Below are 23,110 nucleotides of genomic sequence, written 5' to 3' on the forward strand. Positions count from 1 at the left end.
GCATCCCATGGCACGCTATCTCATCGCGGCAACCGCCCTGCCCGGCCACGTCCTGCCGATGCTGGCCATCGCCCAGCACCTCACGGGCCTCGGCCACGAGGTGCGGGTGCACACCGCGAGCCAGTTCAGGGCCCAGGCCGAGGCGACCGGCGCGAGCTTCACGCCCTTCGCGCGCGCCATCGACGGCGACTATCGCGACCTCGACGAGCGCTTTCCCGAACGCCGCCGGCTGAATTCGCCGCATGCCCAGCTGTGCTTCGGCCTCAAGCACTTCTTCGCCGACGCGATCGAGGCACAGCATGCGGGCCTGCGCGCCATCCTCGAGGACTTCGAGGCCGACGCCATCGTGGTCGACACCATGTTCTGCGGCACCTTCCCGCTGCTGCTGGGTCCGCGCGACGAGCGGCCCGCGGTGGTCGCGGTCGGCATCTCGGCGCTGCCGCTGTCGAGCTGCGACACCGCCTTCTTCGGCACCGCGCTGCCGCCGTCTTCCACGCCCGAGGGCCGCGCACGCAACAAGGCGATGAACGCCAACCTGCAGCAGGCGATGTTCGGCGACGTGCAGCGCCACTTCGACGCCGTGCTGCGGCGCCTCGGCGCCGGCGCGCTGCCGGCCTTCTTCGTCGATGCGATGGTGCGCATGCCCGACCTCTACCTGCAGCTCACCGGCCCGTCCTTCGAATACCCGCGCAGCGACCTGCCGGCCTCGGTGCGCTTCGTCGGCCCGCTGCTCGCGCCGGCCAGCCGCGACTTCACGCCGCCCGCGTGGTGGGACGAACTCGACGACGGCCGCTCGGTCGTGCTGGTCACGCAGGGCACGCTGGCCAACCAGAATCCCGCGCAGCTGATCGTCCCCACGCTGCAGGCACTGGCCGGCGATCCGAAGTTGCTCGTGATCGCCACCACCGGCGGCCCGGTGCCGCCCGCGCTGTCGGCCAACGTGCCGGCCAATGCGCGCGTGCTGCCCTTCCTGCCCTACGACCGCCTGCTGCCCAAGCTGCATGCGATGGTCACCAACGGCGGCTACGGCTCGGTCAACCATGCGCTGAGCCTCGGCGTGCCGCTGGTGGTGGCCGGCAGCTCGGAGGAAAAGCCCGAGATCGCGGCGCGCGTGGCCTGGTCGGGCGTGGGCATCAACCTCGGCACCGCGCAGCCGGCCGCGCGCCAGGTCGGCGATGCGGTGCGCAAGCTGCTCGCCACGCCCAGCTACCGCGAACGCGCGAACGCCCTGCGCGAGGAGTTCGCGCGCCACCGCGCGCTGCACGGCATCGCGCAGGCGCTCGAGGCCCTGCCGCGTGTCGAATCCCTGGAAGCGGCCTGAGCGCCGGCCCCTTCGCACCCCCTCGAAAGAACCGCCATGACCAACCCATTCGACGACAAGAACGCCAGCTTCCAGGTGCTGGTCAACGACGAGGGCCAGCACTCGCTGTGGCCCGCCTTCATCGCCGTGCCCGCGGGCTGGCGCGTGGCCCTGCCCACCACCGACCGCGCCGCGTGCAGCGCCTACATCGAGGCGAACTGGCAGGACATGCGGCCGCTCTCGCTGGCGGGACGTTGAGCGCGTCCATCGCATCGGGCCCCCGGCCATGATCTTCCTGTTCCTGCGCAGCCGCAGTGCCGCCGCGGTCCACGTGCGGCGGCTGCGGGCACTCGGCCCAGAGGCCGCGGGCATGGCATCCGCCGTGGAGAAGCGCCGGGCCGACAAGCCCCGCCGCCGGAAGGCCGAGGCCGGAAAGAAGCGGCTCGCGGAATAGCGTCGGGACGTCTGCGCATAGCATCGGCCTCGCCACAGGATTTCCAGGAGGCCCGCGATGTCCCGCGAATTTTCCGCCCAGCTCAAGAACCCGACCGCGCTCCACTACTTCCGCGAGGTGGCGAAGGCCGGCTCGTTCCGCAAGGCCGCCGAGGTCACGCATGTCGCGGCCTCGGCCATCAACCGGCAGGTGAAGAACCTCGAGGACGAGGTCGAGGCGCCGCTGTTCGAACGCGGCCGCGGCCGCTCGGGGCTCAAGCTCACGGCCGCCGGCGAGATCCTGCTGCTGCATGTGCGCACCATCGCGAACGAGCTCAATGCGGCGAAGACCCAGATCGATGCGCTCAAGGGCCTGAAGCGCGGCAACATCCGCATGGGCGTCAACGAAGGCTTCGCGCGCGAGCTGCTGCGCGAGACGCTGACACCGTTCAACCAGCGGCATCCGCAGGTCACCTTCGAATTGCTGGTGGCCGCATCGCCGCGGCTGGTGGAGATGGTGATGGCCGACGAGGTCGATCTCATCATCGCCTACAACGTCGCGCCGCATGCGGGCCTGCAGGTGCAGGCGCGCTGCCTCGTGGGCTCCTGCATCATGGTGCCGCGCCAGCATCCGCTGGCCTCGAAGAGCTCGGTGCGGCTGGCCGATTGCGCGCCCTACGGTTTCATCATGCCGCACGAGAGCATGGCGCTGCGCCCGACCATCGACCGCATGTTCGCCAGCGTCGGCATCCAGCCGCGCATCGCGCTCACCACCGACTCCTACGAAATGATGCGCAGCGCGGCCTCGGCGGGACTGGGCATCGCGATCGTGAGCCAGTACCTGCACGGGCTCGATCCCAACTATCCGCACGCGGTGTTCGTGCCGATCCGCGACACGCGCGTGAAGAAGCAGGCGGTGTCGTGCTGCGTGCGCAAGGGACGCCATCTGTCGGTGGCCAGCCTCACGCTGCTCGAGAGCGTGGCCGCGGTGCTGCAGGCGCGCAGCGAACGCTGAACGGGGCCGGCACGCGGCGCCGAGCCGCGCTTTCAATGCGCTAATAAAGAGAACGCGTATCGACGTTTATTGATCTTGAGTAGAGCGGACCTCGCTCATAGAGTGGCGCTTCCCATCGCGCTGTATCCATCGAGTTTTTCGATGCAGTGCAGCAAAAAGCAGGAGCCCACGTGTTCAAAGCCATCCATCTGTCCCGGCCTGAAGGCGGCTTCGCAGCCGCCGAGGTCGAGCTCGACCGGTCCGTCCTGCCGCAGGCCGACGTGACCGTGCGCATCGAGCATTCCTCGCTCAACTACAAGGACGCGCTGGCCATCGCGAACCGCGGTCCCGTGGTGCGCCAGTGGCCGATGATTCCCGGCATCGACGGCGCCGGCGTGGTCGAGGCCAGCGACAGCGAGGAGTTCCGCGTCGGCGACCGCGTGATCCTCAACGGCTGGGGCGTCGGCGAAAACTGGTTCGGCTGCCTCGCGCAGTACGCACGGCTGAAGAGCGACTGGCTGATCCCGATGCCCGACCGGCTCGATTCGCGCTCGGCCATGGCCCTGGGCACCGCGGGCTACACCGCGATGCTCTGCGTGCAGGCCATCGAGCGCCATCACGTGCGGCCCGGCGCGGGCGAGGTGCTGGTGACCGGCGCCGCGGGCGGCGTGGGCAGCATCGCCGTCGCGCTGCTGGCCCACCTCGGCTATCGCGTGGTGGCCTCGACCGGCCGCGCCGCCGAGGCCGACTACCTGAAAAGCCTGGGCGCCGCCGAAGTGATCGACCGCGCCGAACTCGCCGCGCCCGGCAAGCCGCTGGCGCGCGAACGCTGGGCCGCGGCCGTCGACACGGTCGGCAGCCACACGCTGGCCAATGCCTGCGCGGCCACGCGCTACGGCGGCGTGGTGGCGGCCTGCGGCATGGCGCAGGGGCTGGACTTCCCGGCCTCGGTCGCACCCTTCATCCTGCGCGGCGTGACCTTGCGCGGCGTGGACTCGGTGATGGCGCCGCGCGCCGAGCGCATCAGCGCCTGGCAGCGGCTGTCGCATGTGCTCGATGCGCTGCGGCTCGGCGACATCGTCCACGAGATCGGCCTGTCGCAGGTGATCGCGCATGCGCACAAGCTGATGGCCGGCGAGGTGCGCGGCCGCATCTGCGTCGACGTCGATGCGTCGCACATCGCCGGGAGCCGCGCATGAGCATGAACCTGCAGGCACTGTTCCGACCCGCCGCCGTCGCGGTGCTGGGCGCCTCGCCGCGCGCCGATGCCATGGGCACCTATGTCGCGCGCAACCTGCGCGACGGTGGTTACGCGGGCGAGATCTACCCGATCCATCCGACGGCCGCCGAGGTCGAGGGAATGCACTGCTACCCCGACCTGGCCTCGCTGCCGCGCGTGCCCGATTGCGCCGTGGTCGCGCTGTCGGCCGACAAGGTGATGGGCGCGCTGCGCGATGCCGCGGCCCAGGGCGTGAAGTCGGCGGTGGTGTTCGCGAGCGGCTTCGCCGAACTCGGCGCCGAGGGCGCGGCGCTGCAGCGGCAGTTCGCAGAGCTGCATGCGCAGACCGGCCTGCTGGTGTGCGGCCCCAACTGCCTGGGCCTGATCGACGTGCATGCGCGCACCGCGCTCTACAGCGCGCCGCCGCCCGACCCGCTGCCCGCCGGCGGCGTGGCGGTGGTGTCGCATTCGGGCTCGGCCTGCATCGCGCTCGGCGGCACCGGGCGCCTGGGCCTGAGCCACCTGGTGTCGGTCGGCAACGCGGCGGTGCTCGACATCCACGACTACCTCGCCCACTTCGCGGGCGACGCCAAGGTGAAGCTCGCCGCGGTGTTCATGGAGACGGTGCGCGACCCCGAAGGCTTCGCGCGCGCCGCGCGGCTGATGCGCGCGGCCGGCAAGCCCATCGTGCTGCTGCGCGTGGGCCGCTCGAGCCAGGGCGCCGCGGCCACGGCCGCGCACACGGGCTCGCTGGCCGGCTCCGACGAGGCCTACCTCGACTTCTTCCGCGGCCTCGGCGTGGTGGTGGCGAACGACATGGACGAGTTCGTCGAGACCTGCGTGCTGTTCGAGAGCGGCGCCCGGGCGCCACGGGGCGACGGCGTGGCGGTGCTCAACGTGAGCGGTGGCGAGATCGCGCTCACCTGCGACCTCGGCGAGGCCGCCGGCCTGCGCTTCGCCAGGCCGGCCGCGGCCACGCTGCAACGCCTGGCCCAGGTGCTGCCCTCGTTCGCCACGCCGAGCAATCCGCTCGACGTGACCGGCGCGGCGGTGTCCGATGGCAGCCTGTACCGGCAATGCGTCGACATCCTCGCGGCCGATCCCGACGTGGCCGTGCTCGCGATCTCGCAGGACTGCCCGCCGGGCATCGGCGAACGCGCGGCCGGCAACTACCGGCTGATTGCGCAGGCGGCGGCACAGGCGGCCCAGGCGCTTTCGAAGCCCGTGCTGTTCTACAGCAATGTCGGCGGCGGCATGCATGCGGAGGTGGTTGCGCCGCTGCACGCGTCGCGCGTCGCGGCACTGCAGGGCGCGCGCCCCGCACTGCAGGCGATCGCGCACTGGCTCGCCTGGCACCGCTGGCAGCCCGAGCCGGCCTTCGAGCCCGCTCTCTCGCAGCCGCAGCCCGCCTGGCGCGACCGCTTCGCGAGCGGCGAGCCCCTGTCGGAAGGCGAGGCCAAGCGCTTCCTCGCCGACCACGGCATCGCGACGACGCGCGAGCGCCTGTGCACCAGCGCCGAGCAGGCGGTCGCCGCCGCGCGCGAGATCGGCCATCCGGTGGTGATGAAGATCGACTCGCCCGACATCGCTCACAAGACCGAGGCCGGCGGCGTGGCGCTGGGCCTGGCCGACGACGCCGCGGTGCGCGCGGCCTTCGACCGCATCCTGGCCGACGTGAGCCGCCACCAGCCGCAGGCGCGCCTGCGCGGCGTGGCCGTGCAGGAGATGGTGCGCGGCGGCATCGAGATGATCGCCGGCACCTCGCGGCGCGCGCCCTTCGGTCCCGCGCTGGTGGTCGGCACCGGCGGCATCTGGGTCGAGCTGGTGCGCGATTCGGTGCTGGCGCTGGCGCCCGTGAGCCCGGCACGCGCGCACCGGATGCTGCGCGCGACGCGGGCGGCGGCGCTGCTCGACGGCTTCAGGGGCGCGGCACCCGCCGACGCCGCGGCCCTCGAGGCCCTGATGGTGCGGCTGTCGGAGATCGCCGCGGCCTATGCGGACCTCGTGGAGGCCATCGAAATCAACCCGGTCGCCGTGCTTGCCGCGGGACAGGGCGTGCGCGTGCTCGACGCCCTGGTCGAGCTGCGCGGACCGACGCTCAACTGAAAGGAAGTACCCATGGACTACCAGGCCATCCAGCTCGCCATCGACGGCAGCATCGCGACGCTCACGCTCAACCGCCCCGAGAAGATGAACGCGCTCGACGACCAGCTGCTGCTCGAGATGCAGCATGCGCTCGACAGCCTCGAGGCGAACCTGGCCGTGCGCGCCCTCATCGTCACCGGCGCGGGCCGCGCCTTCAGCGCGGGCTTCGACCTCAGCCCGCGCGAGGAGCCGTTCTCCACCGTGCAGGACTGGCGCGAGCACGTGAAGCTGGGCAACGACACCTGGTCGCGCATCTGGCGCTCGCGGCTGCCGGTGATCGCGGCCGTCAACGGCTTCTGCCTCGGCGGCGCCTGCGACCTCTCGATGGTCTGTGACATCACGCTGGCCGCCGACACCGCGCAGTTCGGCGAGCCCGAGATCCAGTTCAAGTCGGCCCCGCCCTACGCGATCATGCCCTGGGTGCTGGGCATGAAGAAGACCAAGGAGCTGCTGCTGACCGGCGACCGCGTGGACGCGCAGGAGGCGCAGCGCATCGGCCTGGCCAACCGCGTGGTGCCGGCCGACCAGCTGCTGGCCGAGGCCCGGCGGCTGGCGACCAAGCTGTCGATGATTCCGCCGCCCGCGATGCAGCTCAACAAGATGGGGCTGAACCGCGCCTACGAGATGCGCGGCTTCCAGTCCACCATCGACTACGGCGCCGAGGTCTTCACGCTGGTGCTGATGGCGGAATCGGCCGAGGCCGACGAGTTCTTCAAGGTGGCCGGCGCGCAGGGCCTGAAGGCCGCCTTCAAGTGGCGCGACGCGCGCTTCGCGCTCGAAGGCCCGCAGTGAGGCCAGGCCGGGCGCACCTCGAAAGGCACGCACCATGATCGAGATCTCTGGACTCAACAAGCGCTACCTCACGCGCGACGGCGTGGACATCGACGCGCTGAAGGACGTGAACCTCTCGGTGGCCGACGGCGAGTTCGTCACCGTGGTCGGGCCCAGCGGCTGCGGCAAGTCCACCCTGCTCAAGATCCTGGCCGGCACGCTGCGACGCAGCTCGGGCTCGGTGAAGGCGCGCGACATCCCGCTCGACGGACCGAGCCGCGACGTCGGCGTGGTGCTGCAGGCGCCGGTGCTGCTGCCCTGGCGCACGGTGCTCGAGAACGTGATGGTGCCGGTCGAGATCCAGCGCCTGGACCGCAAGGTCTACGAGCCGCGCGCCCGCGCGCTGCTCAAGCTGGTGGGCCTCGAGGGCTTCGAGGGCAAGTACCCGTCCGAACTCTCGGGCGGCATGCAGCAGCGCGTGGGCATCTCGCGCGGGCTGGTGCACGACCCGGCCTTCGTGCTGATGGACGAGCCCTTCGGCGCGCTCGACGCGATGACGCGCGAGACCATGAACCTCGAGCTGCTGCGCATCTGGAAGGAGAGCGGCAAGACGGTGGTGCTGGTCACGCACAGCATCCCCGAGGCCGTGTTCCTTGCCGACCGCGTGGTCGTGATGTCGCCGCGGCCGGGCCGCATCACCGAGATCCTGCCGATCGACCTGCCGCGCCCGCGGCGGCTCGAGATGATCAATTCGGAACGCTTCGGCGGCTACGTCTCGGCCATCCGCAGGCACTTCCATTCGCTCGGAGCACTCGACGCATGAACACCCGCACCGCTTCCACCGTGCTGCCCGCCGCGCCTTCGGCGCCTCCCGCGCGGCGCATCGCCCGGCCCGAGATCCCGCTGGCCATCGCGCTGTTCGTCGTCGTGGTCGGCGGCTGGGAGCTCGCGGTGCGCGCGCTCGACGTCTCCGCGCTCGTGGTGCCGCCGCCCTCGGCGGTCGCGCTGGCGCTGTGGAGCGGGCTGATCTCCAACGCCTTCACCTACCACTTCGGCGTGACCGCCTACGAGACGCTCGCGGGCTTCGCGGTCGGCGCGGGCCTCGGGCTGGTGCTGGGCTCGCTGGTGTCGCAGTTCGTGCTGGTCGAGAAGACGCTCTATCCCTACATCGTCGCGTTCCAGACCATCCCCAAGGTGGCGATCGCGCCGCTGTTCGTGATCTGGTTCGGCTACGGCATGACCTCGAAGGTGATCATCACCGCCACCATCGCCTTCTTTCCCGCGCTGGCCAACACCATCGTCGGGCTGCGCGCGGCGCCGGCGGACCAGATCGAGCTGCTGCGGGCCTTCACCGCGACGCGCTGGCAGATCTTCCGCATGGCGCGCGTGCCGCATGCGCTGCCCTACATCTTCGCGGGCCTCGACGTGTCGATCGTGCTGTCGGTGATCGGCGCCGTGGTCGGCGAGTTCGTCGGCGCGCAGGCGGGGCTGGGCTACCTGATCCTGCAGCGCACCTTCTCGATGGACACGGCGGGCATGTTCGCCATCCTCATCCTGCTGTCGGCCATGGGCATCGTGCTGCATGCGGTCATGAAGTACGCCCGCAAGCGGGTCGTGTTCTGGCTCGAGACGCAGCAGGACGCCACGCTCGGCGCCTGAGCCCCGGTTTCCCCTCGCACTTCACCCTGGAGTTCTCATGACCACTCGCATCCTCGCCGGCGGCCTGCGCGCCCTCCTGCTGCTGCTCCTGGCCTGCGCGCTGCACGCATCGGCCCAGAGCGCCAAGCCCCTGAAGAAGGTCACGCTGGCCGTCGGCGGCGTGAGCGTGCTCAACGCGGCCTATCCCTGGCTCATGATGCCGCTGGCGCTCGGCTACTGGCGCGACGAGGGCTACGACGTCGAGGTGGTGGCCACGCCCGGCTCGCTGCAGACGGTGCAGCAGCTGGCCGCGGGCAGCATCGCGCTGTCGCAGATGAGCGCGGGCGCCCTGATCCAGGCCAACGTGATGAACAACCTGCCGATCCGCGCGATCAGCGTGAACAACGTGCTCGACTGGGCCGTGGGCGTGCAGGCCGACGGACCGGTCGCGAAGGTGGCCGACCTCAAGGGCAAGAACATCGGCATCGTGAGCCTGGCCAGCGGCGGCCTGCCGATGCTCAAGGCGCTGCTGCGCGCCGGCGGCCTCGATCCCGACAAGGACGTGACCATCGTCGCCGTGGGCACCGGCGCGCCCGCGCTGGAGGCGCTGCGCGCCAACCGCGTGCAGGGGCTGATGTTCTGGCACACGGCGCTGGTGGGCTTCGAGAATGCCGGCGGCCGGCTGCGCTACCTGTCCGACCCCGCCTGGGAGACCTTCGCCGACTTCAGCCTCGCGACCACGCAGCGCATCATCGACAGCGACCCGGCGATGGTCGAGGCCATCGCGCGCGGCGTGGCCAAGGCCAGCCTGTTCACCGCCACCAATCCGCAGTGCGCGCGCCAGCTGCACTGGAAGCGCTTCCCGCAGAGCAAGCCCACCGGCGCCGACGAGGCCACGCTGGCGCGCAACGACGACCGGCTGGTGGCGGCGGTGGTCGGGTCGATGGACAAGGCGCGGCGTCTCGACGGCGGCCAGGCCTGGGGCCGCGTCGATGCGGCCGGCTTCCGGCGCATGCAGGACTTCCTGTTCGACAACAAGGTGATCGACAGGAAGGTGGCGCCCGAGACCTTCGTGATCCGCACGCCCGGCTTCGCCGAGCGCGTGGACCGCTACGACCACGAGGCGGTGATCCGCCAGGCCAAGGCCTGTGCCATCTCCTGAGACGAAGGAGCGCGAACGATGACCCCGATGCATGGTGCCTATGCGGCGGACGCGGCGGCGGCAGGCCGCTCGCCGGCCGAGATCGCGGTGCGCTGCGACCTCGCGGCCGCCTACCGGCTGATCGCGCTGCACGGCCTGGACGACAGCATCTACACGCACATCTCCGCGCGCGTGCCCGATGCCGAGAACCAGTTCCTGATCAATTCCTTCGGCCTGCTGTTTCGCGACGTCACGGCCGGCTCGCTGGTGAAGATCGACCTCGAGGGCCGCCGGCTCGAGGACTCGCCGCACGACGTGAACCCCGCGGGCTTCACCATCCACAGCGCGATCCATGCGGCGCGCCACGATGCCGCCTGCGTGCTGCACACCCACACGGTGGCCGGCGTGGCGGTGTCGACGCTCGAGGAAGGGCTGCTGCCGCTCAACCAGTGGTCGCTGCTGTTCCACCAGCGCGTGGCCTATCACGACTTCGAGGGCATCGCGCTCGACCTCGACGAGCGCGAGCGGCTGGTGGCCGATCTCGGCGCCACCGCCAAGGTGCTGATCCTGCGCAACCACGGCCTGCTGACCGTGGGGCGCAGCGTGGCGGACGCGGTGCTGACCATGCTCGCGCTCGAGAAGGCCTGCCGGGCACAGATCGCGGTGCTCTCGACCGGGCGGCCCGTGCGCGCGATCCCCGAGGCCATCCGCCAGAAGACGCTGCGACAGCTCGAGAGCGGCGACGGCAACCGCATGAAGGGGCAGACCGATCCCGACCAGCGGGCCTGGCACGCCATGCTGCAGCGGCTGGCGCCGGCCAGATGACATTTTTGTAATCGAAATGTGCGATCCAGGTCGATGGCCTGGCGCCACAGTCCGCTCCAGAGCAGTGCCGGTCGTCACTGCATGACCCCGCGGCGCCGCAACCGGCACCGCCAGAACCTGGAGCCTTTCATGCATCGCAGAACCCTCATGGGCCGCATCGCGGCCATCGCCCTCGCCGGCGTCTTCTCCGCGGCCGCCGCCAGTGCGCAGACCGCGCCCCCGGCGCCGGTCGCCGTCCACAACGTGGTGCTGGTGCACGGCCTCTATGCCGACGGATCGAGCTGGGGCAAGGTGATTCCGCTGCTGCAGGCCCAGGGCCTGCACGTGACCTCGGTGCAGAACCCGCTGAGCGGCTTCCAGGACGACGTCGACGCGGTCAGGCGCGTGCTGGCGCAGCAGGACGGCCCGACGCTGCTGGTCGGCCATTCGTACGCCGGCATGGTGATCAGCGAGGCGGGCACCGACCCGCACGTGGCGGGCCTGGTCTACATCGCGGCGCGCGCGCCCGATGCCGGCGAGGACTACCCGGCCCTGACGCGCAAGTTCGCGGCCGCGCCCGCCGGCGCCGGCCTGCAGTGGGACACCAACGGCTGGGGTTCGCTGAGCCAGCCGGCCTTCGTGAAGGACTTCGCGGGCGACCTGCCGCCGGCCGACGCACTCGCCTACTACGCGGTGCAGCAGCCGTTCGCGCGCGCCATCACGACCGCCAAAACCACCGTGGCAGCCTGGCACGACAAGCCGACCTGGTATGCCGTCTCGCGCCAGGACCGCACCATCGATCCCGAGCTGCAGCGCTTCATGGCCCAGCGCATGAAGGCCAGCACGGTCGAGCTCGACGCGAGCCACGTGTCGCTGCTGTCGCAGCCCCAGGCGGTGGCCGACCTGATCGTGAAGGCGGCGCAGGGCCGGCGCTGAACGCGCGGCCCGGCGATAGACTGCGGAACCGCCGCGCCGGTCGAGCCGCCGGCGGCGGCCCCCGGAAGGACACAACATGCGCGTGCTCGTCGTCGAAGATCATCCCAAGCTGGCGGACTACCTGCGCAAGGGACTCACCGAGAACGGCTACGTCGTCGACGTCGCGGCCGACGGCATCGATGGCCGCCATCTCGCGGTGAACGGCGAGTACGACATCGTGGTGCTCGACGTGATGCTGCCCGGCCTCGACGGCTTCGCGGTGCTCAAGGCGATCCGCGCCACCAAGGACGTGGCGGTGCTCATGCTGACGGCGCGCGACCAGGTCGAGGACCGCGTGCGCGGGCTGCAGGATGGCGCCGACGACTACCTCGTCAAGCCCTTCGCGTTCTCGGAGCTGCTGGCGCGCCTGACCGCGCTGCGCCGCCGCGGCGTGCGCTCGGGCGGCACCTCGGAGCCCACCGTGCTGACCCTGGGCGAGCTGCAGCTGGACCTCGCGCGGCGCAAGGCCTCGCGCGGCGGCCAGGCGCTCGAGCTGACCAACAAGGAGTTCCTGATCCTGGCGCTGCTGATGCGGCGCCGCGGCGAGGTGCTGTCGCGCACCGTGATCGCCGAGCAGGTGTGGGACATGAACTTCGACAGCGACACCAACGTGGTCGAGGTGGCGGTGCGCCGCCTGCGCGCCAAGCTCGACGAGCCTTTCGAGACCCCGATGCTGCGCACCGTGCGCGGCATGGGCTACGTGCTGGAGTCCGCGTGAAGGCACCGCGGGTGCGCTTCGGGTCGATCTCGGCGCGCCTGGTGCTGATGCTGGCGGTGGTCGCGGTCGCGGTGTTCGCGGCCACCGGCTACCTGCTGCACAAGGCGCTCGAGCAGGTGCTGATCGCCGACGAGCGCTCGGACCTCAGCGGCAAGACCGAGGTGGTGCAGCACTTCATCGACGAGGTGCGCACGCCGGCCGACCTGCCGATGCTGCGGCGTCACCTCGCGGCCACCAGCGTGGGCGGGCGCTACCGCTGGAACGTGTGGCTGATCGCGCGCGACGGCGAGATGCTCTACGGCGCCGAGCCGATGCCGCCCACGCTGCGCGGCGAGGGCAACAAGGTCTGGCTGCAGCGGCAGGACGGCGTGGTGCTGCGCGGCGCGCACTACCGGCTCGACGAGCACGCCATCTTTCCGGGTGCGCAGGTGCTGATCGGCATGGACCCGCGGCCGCGCGCCGAGATGCTCGACCGCTACGACAACTACGGCCTGCTGGTCGGCGCGCTCGGCGTGCTGTGCACCGTGGCGCTCGGCGCCATCGCCACGCGGCGCGGCCTGCGCGCGCTCGCGGACCTGTCGCGCGAGGCCTCGGTGATACGCCCCGGCGGGCTGTCGCAGCGGCTGACCCTGCCGGCCGACAGCACCGAGCTGCTGCCGCTGGCCCTGCGTTTCAACGAGGTGCTGGCGCGCATGGAGGATGCGTGGACCCAGCTCGAGGGCTTCAATGCCGACGTGGCGCACGAGCTGCGCACGCCGCTGGCCATCATGATCAACGGTGCCGAGCTCGCGCTCGCGCGCGACCGGCCCCAGGACGAGATGCGCGAGGTGCTCGAGTCGCACCTCGAGGAGCTGCGCACGCTGGGCTCGATGGTCAACGACATGCTGTTCCTCGCGCGCGCCGACCGCGGCGACGCGGCCGAGGACCTGCGCGAGCTCTCGCTGGGCGAGCAGGCGCGGCAGGTCGGCGAATTCGTCGAGGTCTTCCTCGAGGAGAAGCGCCAGCGGCTCGAGATCGAGGGCGATGCCTCGGTGCCCGTCAACCGCGTGCTGCTGCGCCGCGCGCTCGTGAACCTGCTGACGAACGCGTCGCGCCATGCGCCGCAGGAGGCCGTGATCGGCTTGCGCATCGAGGCGCTGCCGGAGGGCGCGCGCATCACCGTCTCCAACCCCGGCGATGCGATTCCGGAAGAGGTGCGGCAGCACATGTTCGAGCGCTTCTGGCGCGGCGACAGCTCGCGGCCCAGGACCGGCGAGCGCTTCGGGCTCGGGCTGGCGATCGTGCGGGCGATCGCGCGCATGCATGGGGGGGAGACCTTCGTGCAGGGCGCGGCGGGGACCAACGAGATCGGGTTCACGCTCGGTAGCCGCGTCGCCGCATCGACGCCGAGCTCGCCCGCGTAGGTCCACCCCGGCCCGCCCGGGCGTTTACTTGGTTTCGGGGATTCCCCGCATCGACCGGCCTGCCTACGCTTGCCGCGATGTCCAGGCGAGTTCCTCGGCCACTCACCGGGACCGGCGAAATGCCGCGCTTCTTCACGAGAGAAAAGCGGGCCCGCGTTTCGCACCATCGCACAGGCCGATTGCAGAGCAGGAGGAGCAATTCCATGACCGACATGCATCTATCGCCCGACATCGTCGCCAATGCGTCCTTGGTCCCGAGCGCGGCCGTCGACAGCGGCGAGATCAAGATCACTTTCGTCAACTACTCGAAGTTCGAGCTCCGGCGCGACGTCACCGGCTACACCAAGGACTTCGCGCTCGGCAGCGTGACCTCCTCGCCGGGGCCGGTGCTCAAGGCCCGTTCGGGCATGGAGACGCTGGACATCTGCCAGATCGCGTTTTCGTGGATCGCCGACGGCGCCAACAACGCCTACGTCACCTGGTACAGCCCCGAGATCCCGGTGCGCTTCGGCGTGCGGATCGTCGCGCCGGTGCAGGTCTTCGGCATGGGCAAGCGTCCGTACTGGGACGTGTGCTGGGACAACAACCCTGGCAGGGATCCGCAATGGGCGCGCTCGGGGTCGGATCCGTCGGACCCCAGGACCTTCTTCGCCGACGGGCACGTCGGCGGCCTCGCGGCCATCGGCCGCGCGCAGTCGTGGCACACGGCGCTCGACCTGACCGTGACCATCAGCGACTACACGGGAGGCAAGCCATGAACGACCTGCTGATTCTCGAGATCGGGCAAGGACGGTGGGTCGCGCGGGTCGCGAACACCGACATCGAGTACGCCTTCAAGTACCTCGTGGAAGAACCCGACCTCAGCAGCCTCTGCGTCCAGTCGCTCGCCCTGGCCATGCAGTCAGGGCGCCAGCAGGTGATCGACAGTATCGCGGGCAACGGCATCTTCGATCTTCCCGCCGGCACACCGCCCGAGACCGTGGTCGCCGAGCTGTTCGACGCGACTGCGGCCCTGCGCTACGAGGGGGCCGCGATCTTCGTGGCGGAAACCGTTCTGGCCGACGAGCTGGAGCAAGCTGGAATCAAGCTGCTCGCGGTCGTGCCCTAAGTCTCAGCCCGCTCCCGGCATGCGCAGCACGATCTTCCCGATATGCGCCCCGGCCTCCATCCGCGCCTTGGCCGCCGGCAGTTCGTCGAACGCCACCACTTGGTCGATGCGCGGCCGGATGCGGCCGGCCGCGAACAGCGGCAGCACCTCGGCGACGAAACGCGGCACGCCCGAGGCGCGCTGGGCCTTGGTGCGCAGCTTGTTCGAGACGCCGAACAGCACCAGCCGGCGCGCATGCAGGGCCTCGAGGTCGAGCTCGGCATGCAGCACGCCGTCGACATGACCCACGGTCGCGTGCCGCCCCTCGAAGGCCATCGCGCGCAGGTTCTCGGCGAACACCGAACCGCCGACCGTGTTGACGACGAGGTTCGCGCCCTTGTCCTCGGTGGCTTGCAGCACGGCCGGCGCGAAATCGGCGGCGCGGGTGGGCAGCGCGACGTCGAGCCCCAGCGGCGCGAGGGCCGCGAGCTTGTCGGCCGAGCCCGAGGTGCCGATGACGCGCGCGCCGAGCGCCTTGCCCAGTTGCAGCGACGCCACCCCGACGCCCGAGGACACGCCGTTGACCAGCAGCCATTCGCCGGGCTGCAGCCGGCCCTGCAGCACCAGCATGTCGAACGCGACCAGGAAGGCCAGCGGAATGCTCGCGGCTTCTTCCCACGACAGCGCCTGCGGCACGGCCATGGCCTCGGCCGCTTCCATCAGCGCGTACTCCGCGAAGGCCCCGGCGCAGCGGCCCATGACGCGATCGCCGACTTGAAATCCACTAACGGCATTTCCAACATCGACCACCCTGCCTGCACCCTCCCCGCCGGCCGGCCGCCAACCACCCGACGCGCCGTGGCTCGCCAGGAACTCGCCGCGGTTGAGCGACGCTGCATGCAGGCGCACCAGCAACTGCCCCGGGCCCGCGGTGGGCACCGGCACCTCGCGTTGCTCGAGCACACCGCCCGCCTCGCTCATCCGCATCCAGAAGGACTGCATGGTGGTCGCTTCGGTCATCGAGAGATTCCCCTTCAAGCACTCAGATGGCGCAGCACGGCCTGCGTGAACGCCACCGTGTTGCCGCTGCCGCGGATGTCGCCGGTGCGCGCCGAACGATCGGCCAGGGCGGCCGTGGTGGCGCGCGACATCGACGCCGCCATGCGCACCGCGCCCTCGTTGCCGCGGCTGTGGCCGAGCCAGTCGAGCAGCATGCGCGTCGACTCGATCATCGCGTAGGGATTGGCGATGCCCTGGCCCGCGATGTCGGGCGCCGAGCCGTGCGTGGCCTGCGCCATCGCGATGTCGCCGTCGCCGATGCACAGCCCCGGCGCCATGCCCAGGCCACCCACCAGGCCGGCCGCCTCGTCCGACAGGATGTCGCCGAACATGTTGGTCGTGACCACCACGTCGAAGCTCTGCGGATCACGCACCAGCCGCATCGCGAAGGTGTCGACGATCACGTCGTCGACGCGCACGTCGGGGTACTCCTCGGCGAGCTTCCTGCACTCCTCGACGAACATGCCGCAGCCGAGCTTGAACACGGTGTCCTTGTGCACATAGGTCAGGTGCTTGCGGCGCTGCCGCGCGAGTTCGAAGGCCGCGCGCGCCACGCGCCGGCTGCCGGTGCGGGTGATCACGCGCACCGACAGCGTGACCTCGTCGTTGGGCCGGAACTCGCCCGAGCCCGCGACCATGTTGCGGTCGGGCTGGAAGCCCTCGTTGTTCTCGCGCACGATCACCAGGTCGACGCCGTCGTGCAGGCAGCCGATGTCCGGATACGAGCGCGTGGGTCGCACGTTGGCGAACAGGTTGAAGGTCTTGCGCAGGATCGGATGCGGATTGATCGCGTTCGGTCCCTTGGGATAGGCGCGGTGGCCGATGGGCCCGAGGAGCCAGCCGTCGAGCGTGCGCAGGGTCTCGAGGGTGCCGGGCGGCAGGGTGTGGCCGTGGGTCTGGAGCGCGCGTGCGCCGATCGGCAGCGGATGCCAGTCGATGGCCACGCCGTGCAGCTCGGCGGCCGCGCGCGCGATGTCGACCGAGGCCGGCACGATCTCGTGGCCGATGTCGTCGCCGTCGAGGATGCCGATGCGAAGCGATGGAATGCTGTTCGTCATGCGTGCCTCCTGTTCAAGCCGACGGCGCTGTCAATGCGGTCAGCGTGCGCAGGTCGGGCAGCGCGGCCAGCGTGCGGCACACCTCGGTGATCCGGCCCGAACGCTGTGCGCCGAGCAGCGGCACCGCGAGCGCGTCGAACTTGGCCTCGAGCTGCACATCGGAGAGCGGGTTGTGCATCGAGCCGATCGCATGATCGACCTGCACCTCGACGCGCCGGCCGTCGCGCAGCAGCGCGCTCACGTGCACCGATTCTTCCGCGATGCCATCGTCGACCACAGCCAGCACCCGGTTGCGCAGCGCGACCACGCGCGGGTCGTTGACCATCGCATCCGAGAACTCCTCCTCGCCGGCACGGCCATGGATCAGGCCCACGGCGCAGCCGTGGTAGACGCTGAACTTGCCCTGCAGCCCGTCCTTCGGCTCCTTCTTGCCCGTGAGCTCGAGCACCAGCGAATGCACGCGCAGCTCGATGCGCTCCACGTCCTCGGGTGCGATGCCCTGCGCGCGCAGCCGCACGCAGGCGTCGATGCTCGGATGGATCACGATGCCGCAGGCGAAGGGCTTGTAGGTGTTGAAGGAGATCTCGAAGCGCTCGCCGAGCTCGTCGGTGACCTCGTGCCAGGCCCGCTTGTCGGAAGCCACCTGCACGAAACCGCGCGGCGCCTCGAGCGCGCGCTCGCTGGCCGTGAAGCCCTGGCTCGCGAGCAGCGCCGACATCAGGCCCGCGCGCGCCGCGGCGCCCGGATGGAAAGGCTTGGTCATGGTGCCGAACTGCTCGCGCAGGCCCACGGGCTGCGAGGCCGCGATGCCGATCGCCATCGCCGTGCGGTGTTCGTCCAGCCCCAGCAGCCGCGCGCAACCCGCGGCCGCGCCGAGCATGCCGGTCGAGCCCGTGATGTGCCAGCCGCGGTCGTAGTGGTCGGGGTACATGGTGTTGCCGATGCGGCAGGCCACGTCGATGCCGAGCACCAGCGCGTCGATCAGCTGGCGGCCCGAGGCCCCGCGGTGCTCGCCGAGCGCGAGCAGCGCCGAGGCCACCGGTCCGGCCGGATGGATGATGGTCTTGAGGTGCGTGTCGTCGAAATCGAAGGTGTGCGAGGTGATGCCATTGAGCAGTGCCGCGCTGGCCATGTCGACCTTGTCGGCGCGGCCCGGCACGCTGGCCTGCGGCGCCGGCTCGAGCATGCGCACGGCGGCGATCGCGGCCTCGGCCGCCTCGTGGCGCGCGGCGCCAATGGCGCAGCCGAGCCAGTTGTAGAAGGTGCGATGCGCCTCGCGCTCGACCGCGTCGCTCCAGCCGCGCGACGGATGCGTGGCGACGAAGCGGGCCAGGATGGCGGTGACGGGAGGGGCCGAGGTGTCGGCGGAAACGTGCGTGTTGCGGGCCACTGGAGTTCTTGCTGGTTGCGTTGAGAAAAGGAAAGGGAGCCGGCCGGACCTACTCGTCGAGCTGGATGTTCCGGGCCTTGGCGAGCGCGGTCCAGCGCGCGATCTCCGAGCCGATGTACTTGCCGAACTGGTCGGGCGTCATCGGCCAGGGCTCGACGGCCTCGCTCGCGAGCTTCTCGGCCAGGTCGGGCGCCTTGAGCACCGCGACCTGGGTCTCGTTGAGGCGGCGCACCACGTCGGCCGGCATGCCGGCCGGGCCGACCGAGCCGTACCACTGCATCGCATCGAAGCCCTTGAAGCCGACCTCGTCCAGGGTCGGCACGTCCTTGAGCTGCGCGCTGCGCTTGCCGCCGGTGACGGCCAGCGCGCGCATGCGGCCCGAGCGCAGGTGCGGCAGCGCCGCCGCGAGCCCCGGGAACATGGCCTGGGTCTGGCCGCCGAGCACGTCGTTGATGGCCGGCGCGATGCCGCGGTACGGCACGTGCACCATGACCACGCCGGTCTCCTGCTTGAACAGCTCCATCGTCATGTGCGTGAGCGAGCCCGCGCCGGCCGAGCCGTAGCTCACCTTGCCGGGGTTGCGCTTCACGTAGTCGACGAACTCGGCCACGGTCTTCGCGGGCACGTCGGCATTGATGGCCAGCACGTTGGGCGTGGCGCCGATCATGCCGATCGGCGTGAAATCCTTGATCGCGTTGTAGCTCACGCGGCGCGTCGCGGGCGTGGTGCCGTGGGTCGCCACATAGCCCTGCATCAGCGTGTAGCCGTCGGCCGCGGCGCGCGCCGTGTTCTGGCAGGCCACCACGCCGCCGCCGCCGCTCTGGTTGTCGATCACGAAGGGCTGGCCCAGCGCGCGGCCCCAGCGTTCGGCGACCACGCGGGCGATCATGTCGTTGCCGCCGCCGGCGGCGACCGGCACGATGTAGCGGATCGGCTTGCTCGGAAAGTCCTGCGCGATCGCGAAGCGGGGCATCGCGAGGGTGGCCGAGGCCGCGGAAGCGGTCAGCAGCAGTTGGCGGCGTTGCATGTCGGTGTCTCCTTGTTCTGCCGCGCATCTTCTGCCTGGGCGTCATTGCAGTAAATTGCAAGTTTTTGGGGGTTTATTGCATGAACTGCATGAGTGAACTGAAATGCTGAAGCCCTCGCTGGCCGACCTGCGCGCCTTCGTCACCGTGGGCGAGCTGCAGAGCTTCGCCGCGGCGGCGCGCACCCTGCACCTGTCGCAGCCCGCGCTGTCGCGGCGCATCTCGCACCTCGAGGAGCTGCTGGGCGTGCGCCTGTTCGACCGCACCACGCGCAGCGTCGAGCTCACGCTGCTGGGCCGGCGCTTCCTCGGCCAGATCCGCGGCCTGGTCGACGACCTCGACCGCTCGGTGCTGAGCCTGCGCGACGCGGCCGAGCTCGAGGCCGGCGACGTCACCATCGGCTGCGTGCTGTCGACCGTGCACCACTTCATGCCGCCCGTGATCCAGGCCTTCCGCGCGCGCCATCCGCATGTGCTGGTGCGCATCATCGAGGAGGGCGCCGACGAGGTGCTCGCGAGCGTGAAGCAGGGCGAGGCCGATTTCGCGCTCAACTACATCGGCATGCAGGACCCCGAGGTGGAGTTCACGCCGCTGCTCAAGGAACCCTATGTGCTGGCCTGCCCCGCGGACCATCCGCTGGCGCGGCGCAAGTCCGTGGGATGGGAGGAACTCGCGCAGTACCCGCATGCGCGCGTCTCGCAGGCCAGCCGCAACCGCCTGTTCATCGACCAGGCCCTGGCCGAGCTGCCGCCGCTGCCGCGCCCGGTGTGCGAGGTGCGCCACGTCTCCACGCTGATCGGCATGGTCGAGAACGGCCTCGGCGTGGCCGTGGTGCCGCAGCTCACGCTGCCGCGCAAGCCGGCCGCGGTGGTCGGGGTGCGGCTGGAACGGCCCGAGATCGGGCGCACCATCGGCGTGATCCGGCGCGCGGGACGCAGCCTGTCGCCGGCGGCGGCGGCGTTTCTGGAGATGCTGGCGCTGGCGAGCCGGTCGAGCGTGAAGGCGGCCAGGCCGAAGAAGGCCCGGACACCGGAACGCGCGCGCCGGCCTTGAGCCAGCGCCTGGCGTTCACCGAATCGGCGCAAAATGGATACTTCTGGCTGCTCCCGCCATCTCTTCGCCTCAGACTTCGTCTGAGCTTTTCATGAACGTCCACCATCGAAACAACATCCGGATCCAGGGTTCGGGACCGGCGACCCTCGTCTTCGCCCATGGATTCGGGTGCGACCAGAACATGTGGCGGCTCATGGCGCCACGGTTCGCGGACCGCTACAAGGTGGTGACCTTCGACCTGGTGGGCGCGGGCCAATCGGACCTCGATGCCTACGACAGCGCGAAGTATTCGAGCCTCGAGGGTTATGCCGACGACCTGCTCGAGGTCGTCCGCGACGTGGCCGCGGGGTCGGCGATCTTCGTGGGCCATTCGGTCAGCGGCATGATCGGGGTGCTCGCCGAACTGAAGTCGCCCGGCACCTTCGCGGCGAACGTGATGATCGGCCCTTCGCCGTGCTACATCGACGATGGCGACTACGTGGGCGGCTTCGCGCGCGAGGACATCGACTCGCTGCTGGACACGCTCGACAGCAACTACCTCGGCTGGGCGAGCAGCATGGCGCCCGCCATCATGGGCGTGCCCGAACGCCCGGAACTCGGTGAAGAGCTTTCGGCGAGCTTCTGCCGCACCGATCCCGACATCGCCAAGCAGTTCGCCAGGGTCACCTTCCTGTCCGACAACCGCGAAGACCTGGCGAAGCTGCGCACGCCCACGCTCATCATCCAGTCGTCCGAGGACCTGATCGCGCCACCGGTCGTCGGCCGCTACGTCCACGAGGTTCTGCCCCACAGCACCTTGCGCGTCGTCGAGAACGTCGGCCATTGCCCTCACCTGAGCGCGCCCGATGCGTGCTGCGATGCGATCGAGGCCTTCCTCGATGCGCTGCCGCGGGCCCGAGCCGGATGACGCAGGCCATCCCCGACCTCGCCGGCCTCTTCGACGAGGCACCGTGCGGCTTGATCGTGACGAGGCTCGACGGCACGATCGTCAAGGCCAACGGCACGTTCTGCGACTGGATCGGCATCCCTCGCGACGAGCTCGTCGGCGCGAAGCGATTGCAGGAACTCTTCACGATGGGCGGCCGGATCTTCCATCAGACGCATTGGGCGCCTTCGCTGCAGATGCAGGGATCGCTGGCCGAGGTGAAGTTCGACCTTCGCCATCGCGACGGACGAACGATCCCCATGATCCTCAACGCCCGCCGGCGCCAACGACCCGAAGGCGAGTTCGACGAGATCGCGGCCTTCGTCGCCGAGGACCGCAACCGCTACGAGCGCGAATTGATGGGCGCCAGACGCAAGGCCGATGCGCTGCTCGAAGCCGAGCGCGAAACACGCAGCCTGATGCGCGACCGGGCGCTGTTCGCCGAGCAGATGGTCGGCATCGTGAGCCATGACCTGCGCAATCCGTTGTCGGCCATCCTGATGGGCGTGCAGATGCTCGAGCGCGTGGACGGCGAGCGCCGCACCCGCATCCTGGGGCATGTGCGCAATTCGGCCGAGCGGGCGCAGCGGCTGATCGAGGAGCTGCTCGACTTCACCCAGGCGCGCGTGGGCCAGGGGCTCACGGTCAACCGCCGGGCGGTCGACCTGCACGAGGTGGTCGACGGCGCGCTGTCGGAGCTGCGGCTGGCCTACCCGGGCCGCACGATCGAGTTCGCGTCCGAAGGCGACAGCGCCTGCGTGGCGGACGCCGACCGGCTGGCGCAGCTGATCGGCAACCTCGTGAGCAATGCGGCCGCCTACGGCCAGGTCGACACGCCCGTGTTCGTCCGTTCGAGCGTGGCCGGCGCCACGGCCGAGATCGTGGTGCGCAATCTCGGCGCGCCCATTCCCGAGGCGGTGCTGGCCGACATGTTCGAACCCATGGTCCGCGGCGAGACCGGCAGCAACACCGTGCGCAGCGTCGGGCTGGGCCTCTTCATCGTCCGCGAGATCGCGCGCGCCCATGGCGGCGACATGAGCGTGACGTCGACGGTGGCCGATGGCACCTCGTTCGGCCTGCGCTTTCCCGCGCATGCCGAGGGTCTTCCTTCGTAGCACCGGGGATGTCTTTGCTCATGAACGCTGGCAAGCCACCGTGCACCGGCCCCCGGGACGGCTCGACGGCGACAAGCCCCACCGCGCTGCCATGATTGCCAAGGTCATCGTGACCCTGTCGTGGGCCGCGCTGGGCTTCGCCCTGGCCGCCGGCGTGCTCGCCGCCTTCGGGGCGCTGCTTCACCTCCTGGCGCTTGCGGGTGGCCTGCTGCGCGGTTTCCGGCACGACGACACCGCCGACGACCGCCGCCATGCGACGCATCTGCTGGCTGGCGCCGGCATCTGTGCGCTGATCGCTGCGGCCGTTGGGGGCCTGGTGCTTCTCATTGCGTCATTCCAATGAGTGAGGCTTCCGCATCGCGTTGAAAACAGGGTGGCCCAGCGGGGACCCCGTCTCGACGCCTTCGCTTCTCCAGCGCGTCAACGCAGCAGCGAACGCCGTCTTTTGGCCGAATCCAGCCTTCTTCGCCTACACATGTCCCAAATCATCGAGCCGGCGAAGCTCCTCGGCCCCCTCCTCTGATGCCTGCAAGATGTTTCGCAGGATCTCGGGAGTGATGGGCCGGCCAGCCTCGCCGACAAGCGGCCGATGCCCGCCGCGCTCCAGCGCAGCAAGCACCGCACGCGCTTTGGCAAAGACGTCCTCTGTTCGATCGGAAAAAAGCGCCTGATCGAACACGGGCTTCCCGGTGGAAAGGCGGTCTCGCACATCGAGAACGCCGAGCTTCGTAATGCGCCGGATTTCGCTCACCAACGAAGCGGACGGGTCGCACGGCGCTGTGGAAATGGTCACGCGGCTCATCTTCGTTGGAAGGCGACAGGGAATGGATGGTCTTGGCCGGATGCTACCGCCATGGA

General features: G+C 70.3%; 25 protein-coding genes. 20 read left to right on the plus strand and 5 right to left on the minus strand.

What is annotated here, in order from left to right; translation table 11 throughout:
* The first annotated feature begins 7 nt into the window (after positions 1 to 7).
* The 16 genes from AC07PU_RS20550 to AC07PU_RS20625 all read left to right on the plus strand — a co-directional run bounded on the left by AC07PU_RS20550 (position 8) and on the right by AC07PU_RS20625 (position 14,648).
* The gene (locus AC07PU_RS20550) at positions 8 to 1,321 is read left to right on the plus strand and encodes a glycosyltransferase (RefSeq protein ID WP_495320012.1); all 1,314 of its coding nucleotides are present in this window, start codon (positions 8 to 10) and stop codon (positions 1,319 to 1,321) included.
* Between the two features lie 36 nt (positions 1,322 to 1,357).
* A complete protein-coding gene (locus AC07PU_RS20555) occupies positions 1,358 to 1,558 on the plus strand; it encodes an MbtH family protein (RefSeq protein ID WP_057591017.1) in 201 nt (66 codons plus the stop codon).
* A 28-nt stretch (positions 1,559 to 1,586) separates the two neighbouring features.
* Positions 1,587 to 1,754, plus strand: a complete 168-nt coding sequence (locus tag AC07PU_RS20560) for a hypothetical protein (RefSeq protein WP_398493477.1) — start codon at positions 1,587 to 1,589, stop codon at positions 1,752 to 1,754.
* A gap of 57 nt (positions 1,755 to 1,811) precedes the next feature.
* The gene (locus AC07PU_RS20565; RefSeq protein ID WP_209542202.1) at positions 1,812 to 2,747 is read left to right on the plus strand and encodes a LysR family transcriptional regulator; all 936 of its coding nucleotides are present in this window, start codon (positions 1,812 to 1,814) and stop codon (positions 2,745 to 2,747) included.
* A 170-nt stretch (positions 2,748 to 2,917) separates the two neighbouring features.
* On the plus strand, positions 2,918 to 3,925 hold the full coding sequence (gene acuI, locus AC07PU_RS20570) for an acrylyl-CoA reductase (NADPH) (protein WP_495320015.1): 1,008 nt from the start codon (positions 2,918 to 2,920) through the stop codon (positions 3,923 to 3,925).
* On the plus strand, positions 3,922 to 6,051 hold the full coding sequence (locus AC07PU_RS20575; protein ID WP_495320017.1) for an acetate--CoA ligase family protein: 2,130 nt from the start codon (positions 3,922 to 3,924) through the stop codon (positions 6,049 to 6,051). Before acuI ends, AC07PU_RS20575 begins: the two co-directional genes overlap by 4 nt.
* Before the next feature lie 12 nt (positions 6,052 to 6,063).
* Positions 6,064 to 6,882 carry an enoyl-CoA hydratase/isomerase family protein gene (locus AC07PU_RS20580; RefSeq protein ID WP_495320019.1) on the plus strand — a complete coding sequence of 273 codons (819 nt, stop codon included), beginning with the start codon at positions 6,064 to 6,066 and terminating at the stop codon, positions 6,880 to 6,882.
* A 34-nt stretch (positions 6,883 to 6,916) separates the two neighbouring features.
* The gene (locus tag AC07PU_RS20585; protein ID WP_209542205.1) at positions 6,917 to 7,684 is read left to right on the plus strand and encodes an ABC transporter ATP-binding protein; all 768 of its coding nucleotides are present in this window, start codon (positions 6,917 to 6,919) and stop codon (positions 7,682 to 7,684) included.
* A complete protein-coding gene (locus AC07PU_RS20590) occupies positions 7,681 to 8,520 on the plus strand; it encodes an ABC transporter permease (protein ID WP_495320021.1) in 840 nt (279 codons plus the stop codon). The genes AC07PU_RS20585 and AC07PU_RS20590 overlap by 4 nt, the downstream gene beginning before the upstream one ends.
* Before the next feature lie 37 nt (positions 8,521 to 8,557).
* Positions 8,558 to 9,661: an ABC transporter substrate-binding protein gene (locus tag AC07PU_RS20595; RefSeq protein WP_495320023.1), complete on the plus strand. Its 1,104-nt coding sequence runs from the start codon at positions 8,558 to 8,560 to the stop codon at positions 9,659 to 9,661.
* 18 nt (positions 9,662 to 9,679) lie between these two features.
* Positions 9,680 to 10,465, plus strand: coding sequence for a class II aldolase/adducin family protein (locus AC07PU_RS20600; RefSeq protein WP_495320025.1), 786 nt, complete (start codon positions 9,680 to 9,682; stop codon positions 10,463 to 10,465).
* Between the two features lie 129 nt (positions 10,466 to 10,594).
* Entirely contained in the window at positions 10,595 to 11,380 is a 786-nt protein-coding gene (locus AC07PU_RS20605) for an alpha/beta hydrolase (protein WP_495320027.1), read from the plus strand.
* Between the two features lie 76 nt (positions 11,381 to 11,456).
* The gene (locus AC07PU_RS20610; protein WP_208512467.1) at positions 11,457 to 12,137 is read left to right on the plus strand and encodes a heavy metal response regulator transcription factor; all 681 of its coding nucleotides are present in this window, start codon (positions 11,457 to 11,459) and stop codon (positions 12,135 to 12,137) included.
* Positions 12,134 to 13,540, plus strand: coding sequence for a heavy metal sensor histidine kinase (locus AC07PU_RS20615; protein ID WP_495320030.1), 1,407 nt, complete (start codon positions 12,134 to 12,136; stop codon positions 13,538 to 13,540). The genes AC07PU_RS20610 and AC07PU_RS20615 overlap by 4 nt, the downstream gene beginning before the upstream one ends.
* A gap of 203 nt (positions 13,541 to 13,743) precedes the next feature.
* On the plus strand, positions 13,744 to 14,298 hold the full coding sequence (locus tag AC07PU_RS20620) for a hypothetical protein (RefSeq protein ID WP_296780548.1): 555 nt from the start codon (positions 13,744 to 13,746) through the stop codon (positions 14,296 to 14,298).
* On the plus strand, positions 14,295 to 14,648 hold the full coding sequence (locus AC07PU_RS20625; protein WP_490875966.1) for a hypothetical protein: 354 nt from the start codon (positions 14,295 to 14,297) through the stop codon (positions 14,646 to 14,648). The genes AC07PU_RS20620 and AC07PU_RS20625 overlap by 4 nt, the downstream gene beginning before the upstream one ends.
* Before the next feature lie 3 nt (positions 14,649 to 14,651).
* Here the strand turns inward: AC07PU_RS20625 and AC07PU_RS20630 are convergent, their stop codons facing one another.
* Genes AC07PU_RS20630 through AC07PU_RS20645 form a run of 4 tightly spaced genes read right to left on the minus strand, consistent with a single transcriptional unit; the run spans position 14,652 to position 19,161 of the window.
* The gene (locus AC07PU_RS20630; RefSeq protein ID WP_495320033.1) at positions 14,652 to 15,647 is read right to left on the minus strand and encodes a quinone oxidoreductase family protein; all 996 of its coding nucleotides are present in this window, start codon (positions 15,645 to 15,647) and stop codon (positions 14,652 to 14,654) included.
* Positions 15,648 to 15,661: 14 nt separating this feature from the next.
* Positions 15,662 to 16,744, minus strand: a complete 1,083-nt coding sequence (locus AC07PU_RS20635) for an isocitrate/isopropylmalate dehydrogenase family protein (RefSeq protein ID WP_495320035.1) — start codon at positions 16,742 to 16,744, stop codon at positions 15,662 to 15,664.
* 13 nt (positions 16,745 to 16,757) lie between these two features.
* Positions 16,758 to 18,134 carry an MmgE/PrpD family protein gene (locus AC07PU_RS20640; RefSeq protein ID WP_495320037.1) on the minus strand — a complete coding sequence of 459 codons (1,377 nt, stop codon included), beginning with the start codon at positions 18,132 to 18,134 and terminating at the stop codon, positions 16,758 to 16,760.
* A 49-nt stretch (positions 18,135 to 18,183) separates the two neighbouring features.
* A complete protein-coding gene (locus AC07PU_RS20645) occupies positions 18,184 to 19,161 on the minus strand; it encodes a Bug family tripartite tricarboxylate transporter substrate binding protein (protein WP_495320039.1) in 978 nt (325 codons plus the stop codon).
* A gap of 103 nt (positions 19,162 to 19,264) precedes the next feature.
* Between AC07PU_RS20645 and AC07PU_RS20650 the strand changes: the two genes are divergently transcribed.
* The 4 genes from AC07PU_RS20650 (at position 19,265) to AC07PU_RS20665 (ending at position 22,595) form a co-directional block, all read left to right on the plus strand.
* Positions 19,265 to 20,212 (plus strand): LysR family transcriptional regulator, encoded by a 948-nt coding sequence (locus AC07PU_RS20650; RefSeq protein ID WP_495320040.1) that lies wholly within the window; start codon positions 19,265 to 19,267, stop codon positions 20,210 to 20,212.
* A gap of 91 nt (positions 20,213 to 20,303) precedes the next feature.
* Positions 20,304 to 21,119: an alpha/beta fold hydrolase gene (locus AC07PU_RS20655; RefSeq protein WP_495320042.1), complete on the plus strand. Its 816-nt coding sequence runs from the start codon at positions 20,304 to 20,306 to the stop codon at positions 21,117 to 21,119.
* Positions 21,116 to 22,252 carry a PAS domain-containing sensor histidine kinase gene (locus AC07PU_RS20660; RefSeq protein WP_495320044.1) on the plus strand — a complete coding sequence of 379 codons (1,137 nt, stop codon included), beginning with the start codon at positions 21,116 to 21,118 and terminating at the stop codon, positions 22,250 to 22,252. The genes AC07PU_RS20655 and AC07PU_RS20660 overlap by 4 nt, the downstream gene beginning before the upstream one ends.
* 91 nt (positions 22,253 to 22,343) lie before the next feature.
* Positions 22,344 to 22,595, plus strand: a complete 252-nt coding sequence (locus AC07PU_RS20665) for a hypothetical protein (RefSeq protein ID WP_495320046.1) — start codon at positions 22,344 to 22,346, stop codon at positions 22,593 to 22,595.
* Positions 22,596 to 22,721: 126 nt separating this feature from the next.
* Here AC07PU_RS20665 and AC07PU_RS20670 read toward each other — a convergent pair whose 3' ends face one another.
* Positions 22,722 to 23,054, minus strand: coding sequence for a hypothetical protein (locus AC07PU_RS20670; RefSeq protein WP_495320048.1), 333 nt, complete (start codon positions 23,052 to 23,054; stop codon positions 22,722 to 22,724).
* Positions 23,055 to 23,110 lie beyond the last annotated feature (56 nt).

Source organism: Variovorax sp. GW821-FHT10D07 (genome assembly GCF_059415325.1).

Excerpts from the sequence above, each read along its gene's own strand:
- AC07PU_RS20550 (WP_495320012.1), top strand. The coding sequence starts at position 8 with ATGGCACGCTATCTCATCGCGGCAACCGCCCTGCCCGGCCACGTCCTG.
- AC07PU_RS20555 (WP_057591017.1), top strand. The coding sequence starts at position 1,358 with ATGACCAACCCATTCGACGACAAGAACGCCAGCTTCCAGGTGCTGGTC.
- AC07PU_RS20560 (WP_398493477.1), top strand. The coding sequence starts at position 1,587 with ATGATCTTCCTGTTCCTGCGCAGCCGCAGTGCCGCCGCGGTCCACGTG.
- AC07PU_RS20565 (WP_209542202.1), top strand. The coding sequence starts at position 1,812 with ATGTCCCGCGAATTTTCCGCCCAGCTCAAGAACCCGACCGCGCTCCAC.
- AC07PU_RS20575 (WP_495320017.1), top strand. The coding sequence starts at position 3,922 with ATGAGCATGAACCTGCAGGCACTGTTCCGACCCGCCGCCGTCGCGGTG.
- AC07PU_RS20580 (WP_495320019.1), top strand. The coding sequence starts at position 6,064 with ATGGACTACCAGGCCATCCAGCTCGCCATCGACGGCAGCATCGCGACG.
- AC07PU_RS20585 (WP_209542205.1), top strand. The coding sequence starts at position 6,917 with ATGATCGAGATCTCTGGACTCAACAAGCGCTACCTCACGCGCGACGGC.
- AC07PU_RS20590 (WP_495320021.1), top strand. The coding sequence starts at position 7,681 with ATGAACACCCGCACCGCTTCCACCGTGCTGCCCGCCGCGCCTTCGGCG.
- AC07PU_RS20595 (WP_495320023.1), top strand. The coding sequence starts at position 8,558 with ATGACCACTCGCATCCTCGCCGGCGGCCTGCGCGCCCTCCTGCTGCTG.
- AC07PU_RS20600 (WP_495320025.1), top strand. The coding sequence starts at position 9,680 with ATGACCCCGATGCATGGTGCCTATGCGGCGGACGCGGCGGCGGCAGGC.
- AC07PU_RS20605 (WP_495320027.1), top strand. The coding sequence starts at position 10,595 with ATGCATCGCAGAACCCTCATGGGCCGCATCGCGGCCATCGCCCTCGCC.
- AC07PU_RS20610 (WP_208512467.1), top strand. The coding sequence starts at position 11,457 with ATGCGCGTGCTCGTCGTCGAAGATCATCCCAAGCTGGCGGACTACCTG.
- AC07PU_RS20620 (WP_296780548.1), top strand. The coding sequence starts at position 13,744 with ATGACCGACATGCATCTATCGCCCGACATCGTCGCCAATGCGTCCTTG.
- AC07PU_RS20625 (WP_490875966.1), top strand. The coding sequence starts at position 14,295 with ATGAACGACCTGCTGATTCTCGAGATCGGGCAAGGACGGTGGGTCGCG.
- AC07PU_RS20630 (WP_495320033.1), bottom strand. The coding sequence starts at position 15,647 with ATGACCGAAGCGACCACCATGCAGTCCTTCTGGATGCGGATGAGCGAG.
- AC07PU_RS20635 (WP_495320035.1), bottom strand. The coding sequence starts at position 16,744 with ATGACGAACAGCATTCCATCGCTTCGCATCGGCATCCTCGACGGCGAC.
- AC07PU_RS20645 (WP_495320039.1), bottom strand. The coding sequence starts at position 19,161 with ATGCAACGCCGCCAACTGCTGCTGACCGCTTCCGCGGCCTCGGCCACC.
- AC07PU_RS20650 (WP_495320040.1), top strand. The coding sequence starts at position 19,265 with ATGCTGAAGCCCTCGCTGGCCGACCTGCGCGCCTTCGTCACCGTGGGC.
- AC07PU_RS20655 (WP_495320042.1), top strand. The coding sequence starts at position 20,304 with ATGAACGTCCACCATCGAAACAACATCCGGATCCAGGGTTCGGGACCG.
- AC07PU_RS20660 (WP_495320044.1), top strand. The coding sequence starts at position 21,116 with ATGACGCAGGCCATCCCCGACCTCGCCGGCCTCTTCGACGAGGCACCG.
- AC07PU_RS20665 (WP_495320046.1), top strand. The coding sequence starts at position 22,344 with ATGATTGCCAAGGTCATCGTGACCCTGTCGTGGGCCGCGCTGGGCTTC.
- AC07PU_RS20670 (WP_495320048.1), bottom strand. The coding sequence starts at position 23,054 with ATGAGCCGCGTGACCATTTCCACAGCGCCGTGCGACCCGTCCGCTTCG.